Origin of the sequence: Xanthomonas sp. SHU 166 (assembly GCF_000364685.1) — a bacterium.
Classification (GTDB): Bacteria; Pseudomonadota; Gammaproteobacteria; order Xanthomonadales; family Xanthomonadaceae; genus Xanthomonas_A; species Xanthomonas_A sontii.
This window is the reverse complement of sequence record NZ_AQOJ01000030.1, coordinates 1-11404: the sequence shown is the minus strand read 5'-3', so window position 1 is coordinate 11404 and position 11404 is coordinate 1. Positions and strand designations below refer to the sequence as shown.

Annotated in this window: 7 protein-coding genes; 5 read left to right on the top strand and 2 right to left on the bottom strand. The window is 70.2% G+C overall.

Annotation, left to right across the window (positions count from 1 at the left end; all coding sequences use genetic code 11):
- Positions 1-716, top strand: a 716-nt coding sequence (locus D180_RS01610; protein ID WP_017911398.1) for a mitochondrial fission ELM1 family protein, incomplete at its 5' end; no start/stop codon positions are given.
- A 73-nt stretch (positions 717-789) separates the two neighbouring features.
- On the opposite strand, the gene D180_RS01605 is transcribed toward D180_RS01610, so the two are convergent.
- Positions 790-2664: a S53 family peptidase gene (locus D180_RS01605; RefSeq protein WP_043090292.1), complete on the bottom strand. Its 1875-nt coding sequence runs from the start codon at positions 2662-2664 to the stop codon at positions 790-792.
- A gap of 865 nt (positions 2665-3529) precedes the next feature.
- Between D180_RS01605 and D180_RS01600 the strand changes: the two genes are divergently transcribed.
- From D180_RS01600 to D180_RS01585, 4 genes are all read left to right on the top strand, one after another.
- Positions 3530-5827, top strand: a complete 2298-nt coding sequence (locus tag D180_RS01600; RefSeq protein WP_043090291.1) for a TonB-dependent receptor — start codon at positions 3530-3532, stop codon at positions 5825-5827.
- A gap of 80 nt (positions 5828-5907) precedes the next feature.
- Positions 5908-6978 carry a glycerophosphodiester phosphodiesterase gene (locus D180_RS01595; RefSeq protein ID WP_017911395.1) on the top strand — a complete coding sequence of 357 codons (1071 nt, stop codon included), beginning with the start codon at positions 5908-5910 and terminating at the stop codon, positions 6976-6978.
- A 404-nt stretch (positions 6979-7382) separates the two neighbouring features.
- Positions 7383-7940: a queuosine precursor transporter gene (locus tag D180_RS01590; RefSeq protein WP_010343084.1), complete on the top strand. Its 558-nt coding sequence runs from the start codon at positions 7383-7385 to the stop codon at positions 7938-7940.
- Positions 7941-8052: 112 nt separating this feature from the next.
- Complete coding sequence (locus D180_RS01585; protein WP_017911394.1) at positions 8053-8580, top strand: hypothetical protein; 528 nt, start codon at positions 8053-8055, stop codon at positions 8578-8580.
- Between the two features lie 227 nt (positions 8581-8807).
- Here D180_RS01585 and glnE read toward each other — a convergent pair.
- A partial coding sequence (gene glnE / locus D180_RS01580; protein WP_017911393.1) for a bifunctional [glutamate--ammonia ligase]-adenylyl-L-tyrosine phosphorylase/[glutamate--ammonia-ligase] adenylyltransferase occupies positions 8808-11404 on the bottom strand: 2597 nt, incomplete at its 5' end.

The window sequence follows — 11404 nt, the reverse complement described above, 5'->3', positions numbered from 1 at the left end:
AGGCGACGCGGCTGCTGCGCGCACGCGGCAGCCAGGTGGTGCAGATCCTGGATCCGCGGCTGGACCCGTGCCACTGGGACATCGTGGTGGTGCCGGAACACGATCGGCTACGCGGCCCCAATGTGCTGACCCTGCTCGGCAGCCTGCATCCGATCGACGATGCCTGGCTGGCGGCCGGGCGCACGGCGTTTCCTGCGTTGGGCGCATTGCCCTCGCCGCGCATCGGTCTGTTGGTGGGCGGCCCTTCCGGGCTGGCGCCGTGGAGCGAAGCACAGGCACAGGCCGCCTTCGCCGACATCGCCGCACAGTTGCGCGCGCACGGCGGCAGCCTCCTCGCCAGCGCATCGCGGCGCACGCCGCCCGCGGTGGCCGCAGCCCTGCGCCGCAAGTTCGCCGATGTGCCGGGCATGGTGTGGTGCGGCGCGGACGATGGCGCCAATCCCTACGCCGGCCTGCTCGGCTGGGCCGAACGCCTCGTGTGCACGCCAGACTCGGTGAACCTGCTGTCGGAAGCCTGCGCCACGCGCGTGCCGGTGCAGGTGCTGATGCCGGAGACGGCGCGTGGCCGCGCCCTGGATTTCCATCGCGCCTTGCAGGCGCGCGGGCGGCTGCTCCCGGCAGAGAATGCCGGTGACGCACCCGCCACCGGCATCGAACCGCTACGCGAAACCGCGCGGGTGGCCGCGCTGATCCGCGACCGCCTGGCGCTGGCCTGATCGGCCGCCGTGCCGGCGTCGCTGCCACGACGCCGACACGGCAACCGGGCCAAACGCGTCACATCACGCTATGTCAGGGGTTGCTCGGCGAACGCGGCACGCCGGCCGGCGCCGCATCCAGCGCGCCGATCAGCAGCCGCACCACCGGCGTGCCCACGCCGACCGTGTAGTTGTACTTGCCCTTGATCGGCTGATTGTTGTCGACCACGCCGTTGTAGCCGGGGATGCCGCGATGCAGCGCCTCCGGCCCATTGGCGGCCAGGCGGTACAGGTAATCGTTGAGATTGCCCTGGCGGCCCTGCTTCTCCACCAGCAGCGCGACCGCGCTGGCGAATTCCGGCGCGGCGACGCTGGTGCCGATCACCGCCGAGATACCGCCCTTGAAGTAGGTCGCCACCGAGCTGTCGCCCTCACGGCACGGCTGCGTCGCAATCCCCGGGCAGCCGCCGACCAGCATGCCGATGTCCGGCAGCGCGCGCATGGACGTGCGCGTCCCGCCGAGTGCACGCAACTGGTAGGCCGGACGCTGGAACAGGGCGCTGACGCCGCCACCGGCGCCCCAGTAGCCGCCGGCCAGGTTCGCGCCGACGCCGTAGTAGTCGGCGGTCTCCAGCGGATCGCCGTAGGCGCTTTCGCTCTTGTAGCCGGATTCCAGGCTGCCCTTCTTGTACGCAGTGAGCAGGTTGCCGCCGCCGACCGCGGTCACGTGCGGGCTGGCCGCCGGGTGTTCGACGCCGGCGACGAAGCGGCCGTCCTTGTGGTCGACCGCGTACTGCGTGTCGGCGCAGTCCAGGCCGGCGTTGTCGCCACTGGAGGCGACGAAGGTGATGCCCTGCGCGTTGCCCTGCTTGAACACCGCATCGTAGGGACGCAGCAGCGAGGTGAAATCCTTGCCGCCGTTGTAGGCCGCGGTGTAGTACAGCTCGCAGACGCCGAACGAGGAACTGACCACGTCGGCCTGGTTGTCCTGCACGATCTGCCGGTAGCCGGCCAGCACCGAGGCGTCGCTCAGGTCCGGGATCACGTACAGCAGCACGTGCGCACCCGGCGCGCCGCCGAGCGCCATCTGCACGTCGAGCGCGGCCTCGCTCGCCGCGGCGTCGTTGCCGTCCTGGAGGCCGGGCTTGGCGCCGGCCACGTAGTGGCGCGCGTACAGGGTCGGGTCGGCGTGGTTGGCGGCGTAGCGGCTGAAGTTCTCATGGTCGAACATCGCCTTGATGTCCGAATCCAGCACGTCGCTGCTGATCAGGATGGCGATGGTGCTGCCGGTGCCGTCGAGCCGGCGCTGCTGCCCGGCCGCGCCGGTGGTGGCCTGGTAAGACGGGTAGCCGTAGGCCTGCTTGAGATCGTTGTACCAGTAGGTGGTACCGCCGGCGCCGTAGCGGTTGGCGGGATTCTTGGTGGCCGCGCGCTGCCAGTTGACGTGCATCGGCGGCGCACCACGGGTCAGGCCGGTCACGGTCGCACCGCTGTCGCGCAGCACGGCGGGCAACTGCAAGGGCGCGGCGGCGGCGAGGTGAGCCTGGCTGCCCTGCTGGACCTCCGCGGTCAGCGGCACCGCGAACAAGCGCTCGACGTTGTTCGCGCTCGCACTGACATGCAGGGTGTTGCCCTGCTCGGTGACGTTCATGTGCGCGGCCTGCAGCGCGGCACGCACCTGCGCGACCTGCGCCGGCGCCGGTGCGAAGCGGCGCTGGAATTCGGTCGGCGTCAGCCAATGGTGATACTGCGGGGAGACCGGATCCTGGATATCGGCCAGCAACGCGTCCAGGCCGGCCTGATCGCGCAACGGCAAGTGCACGTCGAAGTTGACCGGCGCGGCGCGCAGCGTTGCGGTCATCGCCGCGATGGAGGCGTCGGGCACGGCATTGGCGGTGCCGAGCGCGGACAGCAGGGAAGCGGACAACACTGCAGCCAGCAAGGGCCGACGGCGGATGCGATCAAGCATGGGCGTCTCTCCGGGGGTAGAGCGAGTGGACGAGGCCATCGCGGCCTCGCGGTGGGAAATCGATTGCCCCTCCGCTTTCGGGAGGGGAGTTGGGGGTGAGGGTGTGGCGCGCGAAGTGCGTGCGTGGTTCGTTGCGACGAGGCTGCGCCCGCACCCTCATCCGCCCCTGCGGGGCACCTTCTCCCGGGGGGAGAAGGGAAACGCTGAGCCCCTCTCCCATCGGGAGAGGGGTTGGGGTGAGGGTACGGCGCGCGCAGCGCGTGCGTGGTTCGTTGCTGCGAGGCTGCGCCCGGCCCCTCATCCGCCCCTGCGGGGCACCTTCTCCCGGGGGGAGAAGGGAAACGCTGAGCCCCTCTCCCATCGGGAGAGGGGTTGGGGTGAGGGTACGGCGCGCGCAGACCTGTCGAGGCGAGGACCCAACAGCGCACGCGAACGACGCTCCGAGCGACGCGAGGGCACTGTGCTTCCTGCTCATGTCTGCACGCATCGGCACGTCGTCGGGCTTGGGCGAGGCGTGATCATTGAGGAGGAGCGCACTACAAAACTTTGACGGACGACGCCGTTTTCGACTTTGGAAACAGCATGTTTCGCCGGGTTTCCGACACATGCGCTTACATGTGTTCACCACTCGTCATGCATGGCAATCGACGACACTCTGTATCGAATTGATGTCGGCACGCGCTTGCCACGCCGCTTCTTCCGCGATGGCGCACGATGGCGCACCTGCAGTCATGGCGTGCCCAGCGGCCGCGACGCCAACGCCATGCCGCAGGACCGCTGCATGACAACCGCAACGCCGATGACGCCAACCTGCAACGTCGCTGTCGCATCGTGTGCGCACTTCCTTTACGAATCCCCCTTGCGCATGCCTCTCCATTCCTTGCTGAGCACGGCGATCCTCGCCGCCCTGTTGTCGCCCTTCGCCGCCACCGCTGCGGAGCCCGCCGCCGATGGTGCCGCGTCCGACGTGCAGCAACTCGATGCGGTGTCGGTGATCGGCCAGGGCGAGACCCGCCAGGTGCAGCGCATCACCGCGCAGGACGTGGCGGTGCTGCCGCCGGGCACCAGCATCCAGAAGCTGCTCAACCGCATTCCCGGCGTCAACGTGCAGTCCAACGACGCCTTCGGCGCCAACGAGGAATCGCAGACCATCAGCCTGCGCGGCTTCAACGGCGTGCGCCTGGGCTACACCCTCGACGGCCTGCCGCTGGGCGACAACGCCTACGGCAACTACAACGGCCTGAACATCAGCCGCGCGCTGATCGCCGAGAACTTCGGCGGCGTGGAACTGGCCTCGGGCATCGGCAGCCTGGGCACGGCCTCCACCAGCAATCTCGGCGGCACGGTGCAGTACTACTCCGACGACCCGTCCACCGAGGTCGGCGTGCGCCTGGCGCAGACCGTGGGCTCGGACAGCAACCGCCGCACCTACCTGCGCCTGGATACCGGCGAGCACAACGGCTTCTCCGCCTACCTGTCCGGCATCTACGCCGACGCCGACATGTGGGCACCGCCGGGCTCGCCGACCCACACCGCGCAGTTCAACGGCAAGGGCGTGTACCAGTTCGAAGGCGGCAAGATCACCGCCTTCGTCGACACCTCGCGCACCTCGCAGGCCGACTACGCCTACCTGTCCAAGAGCGGTCTGCACCGTGGCCTCGGCTGGGACTGGAACCTGTATGCGCCGGACTGGCAGCGCGCACTGGCCGCGGCCTATTGCGCGCCGGCCACGCGCAACCCCAGCCGTTGCGGCTACAGCGGCGGCGTGGACAACATCGACGACGCCTACTACCAGAGCCGCGCGCTGCGCAACGACGACCTGTACTACCTGGCCGGCGACTTCCAGCCGTCCGATGCGGTGAGCGTGCACACGCAGGTCTACCATCACGAGAACGAAGGCCAGGGCCACTGGTGGTCGCCGGGCCAGCCGTCCTACCCGGGCACGCCGCAGGCGCTGCCGATCTCGATCCGCAGCACCAACTACACCATCAACCGCACCGGCGGCATCGCCTCGCTGGGCTGGGACATCGGCCCGCACCACCTGGAAGCGGGCGTGTGGTACGAGCGCAACAAGCACCACGTGGAGCGTAACTTCTACTGGATCGACGGCCCGATCGACGACGACATCTTCCTCAGCAACCCGAACCGCCGGCTGTTCTCGCAGGACTACGTCATCACCACCAAGCAGGCCTATGTGCAGGGCACCTTCAAGCTGCTCGACGAGCGCCTGACCCTGGACATCGGCGCCAAGAGCCCGCACACCACCATGAGCGCGCGCGAGACGCCGGGGATCGCGGTGGAGTCGCCGGTGGCCAACGGCGAGCTGAAGGCCAGCAAGGCGCTGCTGCCGCAGGCCGGCCTGAGCTACCGCCTGGCCGAGGGCCAGGAAGTGTTCGCCTCCTATGCCGAGAACATCGCCGCGTTCCAGGGCGGCGGCGCCGGCGGCCCGCTGCTGGTGACCCAGGCCTCGTTCGACGCCAGCGTCGGCGCGCTGCAGCCGGAGAAGTCCAAGACCTTCGAAGCCGGCTACCGCCTGGTGCGCGACCAGTTCGAGGCCTCGCTGGTCGGCTACGACGTCACCTTCGACAACCGCCTGCTCTCGCTCAACCCGTGCCCAAGCATCCAGCAGGGCACCAGCCCGGCGTGCACCACGCGCTTCTTCAACGTCGGCTCGGTGAGCAGCCGCGGCGGCGAGCTGACCTTCATCTGGAAGCCGACCGCGCACCTGCAGTGGTACAACTCGGCCTCGATCAACCGCTCCACCTACGACGACAACTACGTGCAGAACGGCGCGGTCATCCCCACCGCCGGCAAGTCCACCGTGGACACGCCCAAGCGCATGTTCGCCAGCGAACTCAGCTGGACCTGGAACGGCTGGAACGCCAACCTGCGCGGCAAGTACACCGGCCAGCGCTACTACACCTACACCAACGACCAGGGCTTCGGCGGCTACACCTCCTTCGATGCCGGCGCCGGCTACGATTTCGGGGCGGTGTCGTTCCTGCGGGACCTGAAGCTGTCGTTGAACGTCACCAACCTCACCGACAAGCGCTACGCCTCCAACCTCACCTCCTTCAGCAACAGCGATCCGAACGGCCGCTCGCTGGCCTTCCACGCCAGCGCGCCGCGGCAGGCGTTCCTGACCCTGGACGCGCGCTTCTGAGCGCGTCCATCCTGTCCGCCCGCCCCCGAACCGGAACGCATGCGATGATCCGATCCACCTCCTGGTTGTTGGGATGCGCGATGGCCGTGTTGGCGACCACCGCGGCGGCCGCCCCGGCCGCCGCCCCGGGCGAGCACAAGCCGCTGGTGATCGGCCACCGCGGCGCCAGCGCGCTGCGCCCCGAGCACACCCTGGCGTCCTACGCCAAGGCCATCGCCGACGGCGCCGACTTCATCGAGCCGGACCTGGTCTCGACCAAGGACGGCGTGCTGGTGGCGCGGCACGAGAACGAGATCGGCGGCACCACCGACGTGGCCGCGCATCCGGAGTTCGCCGCGCGCAAGACCGTCAAGCAGATCGACGGGCAGCGCGTGGAAGGCTGGTTCACCGAAGACTTCACCCTGTCGGAGCTGAAGACCCTGCGCGCGCGCGAGCGCCTGCCGCAACTGCGCGGCACCGCCTTCGACGGGCAGTTCCAGGTGCCGACCATGGACGAGATCATCGACTTCACCGCGGCCGAGTCGGCCACGCGCGGGCGGCCGATCGGGCTGATTCCCGAGATCAAGCACGGCACCTATTTCCATGGGCTCGGCCTGGCGATGGAAGACAAGCTGGTCGCCACCCTCGATGCGCATGCCTACACGCGCAAGGCGCCGGTGGTGATCCAGTCGTTCGAGATCGGCAACCTGGAATACCTGCACGGCAAGTTGGGCAGCACCCATCCGAACGTGCGCCTGGTGCAGTTGCTGGGCGACCCCAAGGACCGCCCGGGCGACCAGTTGCGCAATGGCCCGACCTACGCGCAGATGGGCAGTGCACAGGGCCTGCGCGCGATCGCCAAGTACGCGCAGCTGGTCAGCCCCAACCTGCGCGCGATCGTGCCGGTGAGCGCCGACGGCGCCCTGGCCGCGCCCACGTCGTTCGTGGCCGATGCGCATGCGGCCGGCCTGCAGGTGATTCCGTACACGTTCCGTCCCGAGAACTATTTCCTGCCCAAGCAGTTGCAGGACGCGCGCGGCCCGGCTGCGGTGAATGCCGCCGGCAGCATGAAGGAAATGCGCGCGCTGATCGACGCCGGCATCGATGGCTTCTTCACCGACGACCCGGCGGTGGGCCGCGCGGCGGTGGATGGAACGGCGCTGCCGCGGTGAAGCCGAGAATGGGGAATGGGGAATGGGGAATCGCAACAGCGGTTCCCAGCGCGGAGTTCCATTTGTAGGAACGGCTTCAGCCGCGACGCGTGGAGCGTGGGGACACGTCGTGCGAAGCGGACGCATCGTCGGGTCGGGACTGAAGTCCCTCCCACAGTGCAGCCTCCCGGCAGTGCCGGTGCGGCGAAGTTGGAATTGGAGAATCGCAACAGCGGTTCCCATCGTGGGGTTTGCCACGATAGGAGCGGCTTCAGCCGCGACCACGCGAGATCGGGATACGCCCTGTCGCGGCTGAAGCCACTCCTACGCCGCACGGGGGCGTTGAGATCGTCCACATGCCCGGCATTGGTCATCGCGCGTCCGGGCCGCGATAATGCGCGCCCGCCGCCCCTGCCCCGATCGCCGTGCCGTCCGTTGCCGCTCCCTCGCCCACTTTCGCCGCGCTGACCCCGCGCGCGCTGCTGCTGTCCGTGCTGGCGATGGGCGCGGTGGTGTTGCTGTCGAACGTGCTGGTGCAGTTCCCGATCAACGACTGGTTGACCTGGGGCGCCTTCAGCTATCCGCTGGCGTTCCTGGTCAGCAACCTGATCAACCGCCGCTTCGGCCCGCGCGCGGCGCGGCGGGTGGCCTGGTGCGGGTTCGCACTGGCGGTGCTGCTGTCGATCTGGATCGCCACCCCGCGCATCGCCGCGGCCTCGTGCCTGGCCTTCATCGCCGCGCAACTGCTGGACATCACCGTGTTCGACCGACTGCGCCGCGGGCGCTGGTGGCGCGCGCCGATCGTCGCCACCACCTGCAGCGCGACGCTGGACACAACGATCTTCTGGTCGATCGCCTTCGCCGGCTCGACGCTGCCCTGGCTGAGCTGGGCAGCCGGCGACCTGGCGGTGAAGCTGGGCATCGGCGTATGCCTGCTGGCGCCGTTCCGCGCGCTGCTGTGGCGGATGGCGCCGACGCGCTGACGGCTGCGCCGCGCTTTGCGCAAGCGCGGCTTCACAAGCGGCCACGACAGACGTTGAACAGGCCATCGGCGGCGCACGTCCCGTGCGCCGCGCCTGCGACGAGACCATACCCATGCCGCACGACGTTACCCCCGCCCTCGCGCTGAGTGCGCTCAACGCCACCCTGGCGCAACTGCAGCCGGCCGGCACAGCGCTGGCCACGCTGACCAGTCCCACCGTCTCCAACCCGGCGTGGTCGTGCAATACCTTCGCCCCGCTGATGCTGGAAATGGTGCTGCTGCGCCGCGACCGGCCCTTGCGCACCACGCCGTACCTGGCGGATGCGGCGCTGCCGACCTTCGCCGATGGCGACTTCGTCAACATCGTGCTGCTGGGCGATCCGTCGCAGTTGATCCACAACGTCAACATCCTGGTGGCCGGCGAGCGGGTTTACCTGTTCCAGGCCTACCTCGAGCAGGTCGTGGACGTGGTGCGGGTGTTCGAGTCAGTGACCTTCCATGCGCTGTGGCACGACCTGTGCGCCGGTCGCGCCGGCCTGTGGAAGCGCGCCTACCAGGGGCTGTTCGGGGTGGATCCCGACCAAGTGGTGGACACTGATCCCGACGCGGCCTGGTTCCAGACTCAGTACGTCAGCGCGTAGCAATCGCGCCACCGCGGCGCGGAACGGCATGCCGGCGCCGATCGCCGCGACCAAGGTGGCGTGTTTGCGGATGTAGCGCGGCAGCGTGCACAGGCTCCCCGGGGATTGCAGACAGCGCAGGCGACCCGCTTTCTGCCGCGATTCGGCAAACGCACGCTGCCAGAAACGCGTGTCGCCTCCGCCATCGCACATGCACACCTGCGCCTGGCGTCAGGATGGCAGGCGCGCTAGCGTGCCGCGTCGCCGTCCGCACGGCTATCGACGAACACCAACTCCAGCGCGGCCGCGGCAGCGCGAATCGCCGCACGCGCCGCGGCGATCTCGGCCGTGGGCGCGGTCAGGCGCGGACGCCGGTCCAGCGTGCAGGCCAGGCCGGCCTCCACCAGCGTGGCATGCGCGGCATGCAGGCTGGCAGCGATGGAAGGCGACAGCCAGCCGCTGTGCGCCAGCGCATCGAGCAGCGCCGGGGTGTCGCGCGGCGCCAGCAGCGCCGGCTGCTGCGCGGCGCCGAGCAGCACGCCGGCCTGCACCAGGAATTCCAGGTCGACCAGGCCGCCGGCGCCCTGCTTGAGATCGAAGCGCGCGGCATCGCTGCGGTCCAGTTCGGCGCGCATGCGCGCGCGCATCTTGCGCACTTCCTCGCGTAGCGCTGCGGGCTCGCGCGGGCGTGCCAGGGTCTGCGCGCGCACCTGCTCGAACTGCTGCAACAGCGACGCATCGCCGGCCACGCCGCGCGCGCGCACCAGCGCCTGGTGTTCCCAGGTCCAGGCGCGCTCGCGCTGATACTCGCGGTAGCTGGCCAGCGACGACACCAGCGCGCCCTTGCCGCCGTCCGGGCGCAGGCGCACGTCGATGTCGTACAGGCGGCCGCCACCGGTGACCGCGCCGAGCAACGCGATCACCTTCTGCGCCAGCCGCGCGAACCAGCGCCCGCTCTCCAGCAGCCGCGGCCCGACCGACGCTTCGACGCCCGGCGGATGGTCGTACAGGAACACCAGGTCCAGGTCCGAGCCGATGCCCAGTTCCACGCCGCCCAGGCTGCCGTAACCGACGATGGCGAAACTGCCGCCAGGCACCTCGCCGTGCGCGGCGACCAGATCGGCACGCGCCAGGCGCAGCACCGTTACGACCACCGCCTCGGCCAGCTGCGCGAGCTGGCGCGCGCTGTCGAGCGCGGGCTGGCGCCGGTCCAGCGTGGCCAGGGCGATGCGGAAACTCAGCGCCTGGCGCGCTTCGTTGAGGCCGCGCAAGGCCGCTTCCGGATCGTCGCCGGCGGTGGCGACCGCGGCATCGCACAGCCGCTGCATCGCCGCCTGGTCCGGCATCGCGCCGTCCACGCGACTGTCGAGCAGTTCGTCCAGCAGCAGCGGATGCGCGGCCAGCCGTTCGGACAGGAAGGCGCTGCGCGCCAGCACGTCGACCAGCCGCGCCAGCGCGCTGGGTTGTTCGTCGAGCAGGGCCAGGTAGCTGGCCCGGCGCAGGATCGCCTGCAGCAGGCCGAGCACGCGGTGCAGGGCGGCATCGGCCTGCGCCGAGCGCGCCGCGGCATGCAGCAGCGCCGGCAGCACCCGGTCCAGGCGCGCACGCGCGGCATCGGAGAGCGTGCGCACGCCCAGCGACTGCACGAAGCCGCGCAAGGCCTGGTCGGCGCCGTCAGGGTCTGCGAAACCAGCCTCGCGCAGCACCTGCACCTGGCCAGCGTCGGGCAGGCCGCGCCAGTAGTCGGCCAGCGCATCGGGCGCCAGCGCGCGCTCGCGCGGCGCCAGCAGTTCGGCGAACTCGGCGGTGACCCGATCGCGCTGCACCTGCAGCGCTGCGTGCAGCGCGGCCCAGTCGGCATGGCCAAGGCCGAAGGCGATGCGCGCGCGGTCCAGCGGATCCTCCGGCAGCGCGTGGGTCTGCGCATCGCGCAGCATCTGCAGGCGGTTCTCCACCTGGCGCAGGAAGCGATACGCCTGTGCCAGCGCGGCGCCGTCCTCGGCGGCGACCTGGCCGGCGGCAACCAACGCCTGCAGCGCCGGCAACAGGCGGCGCTCGCGGAGCGCAGGTTCGCGACCGCCGCGGATCAACTGCAGCGACTGCACCAGGAACTCGATCTCGCGGATGCCGCCGGCGCCGCGCTTGATGTCGTCCAGGCGGTCGTGGCGCGCCACTTCGGCGGTGATCGCCGCCTTCATCTCGCGCAGGCCGTCCAGCGCGGTGTAGTCGAGATAGCGCCGGTACACGAACGGGCGCAGCGCCTGCAGCCATTCCTCGCCGGCGGCGATGTCGCCGGCCACCGCGCGCGCCTTGAGCCAGGCGTAGCGCTCCCAGTCGCGGCCTTCGCGCTGGAAATACTGGTCCATGCCGGCGAACGACAGCGCCACCCGGCCGGCCGTGCCGAACGGACGCAGGCGCAGATCCACGCGATGCGCGAAGCCGTCCGCGGTGGTCTCGTCGAGCAGCCGCGCCAGGCGCTGGCCGAGCCGCGCGAAGTATTCCTCGGCGGCCAGCGCCCGCGCGCCGTCGGACTCGCCGCCCTGCGGGTAGGCGTAGACCAGGTCCACGTCGGAGGAAAAATTCAGTTCGCCACCGCCAAGCTTGCCCAGGCCGAACACCACCAACCGCTGCACGCTGCCGTCGGCGGCGCGGACCACGCCATGGCGCGCGGCGAACTCGCCTTCCAGCGCCTGCAGCGCCAGTGCCAGGCAGTCCTCGGCCAACTGCGTGCTGCCGGCCAGGGTCGCATCGACCTCGTCCAGGCCCAGCACGTCGCGCCACACCAGCCGCGCCGAGGCGGCCGCGCGGTAGCGGCGCAACTGCGCCGGCCACGCCGCCGGCTGCG

What these genes read in the sequence shown, in the direction of transcription:
- D180_RS01605 (WP_043090292.1), bottom strand. Translation starts at nt 2,664, where the DNA reads ATGCTTGATCGCATCCGCCGTCGGCCCTTGCTGGCTGCAGTGTTGTCC.
- D180_RS01600 (WP_043090291.1), top strand. Translation starts at nt 3,530, where the DNA reads ATGCCTCTCCATTCCTTGCTGAGCACGGCGATCCTCGCCGCCCTGTTG.
- D180_RS01595 (WP_017911395.1), top strand. Translation starts at nt 5,908, where the DNA reads ATGGCCGTGTTGGCGACCACCGCGGCGGCCGCCCCGGCCGCCGCCCCG.
- D180_RS01585 (WP_017911394.1), top strand. Translation starts at nt 8,053, where the DNA reads ATGCCGCACGACGTTACCCCCGCCCTCGCGCTGAGTGCGCTCAACGCC.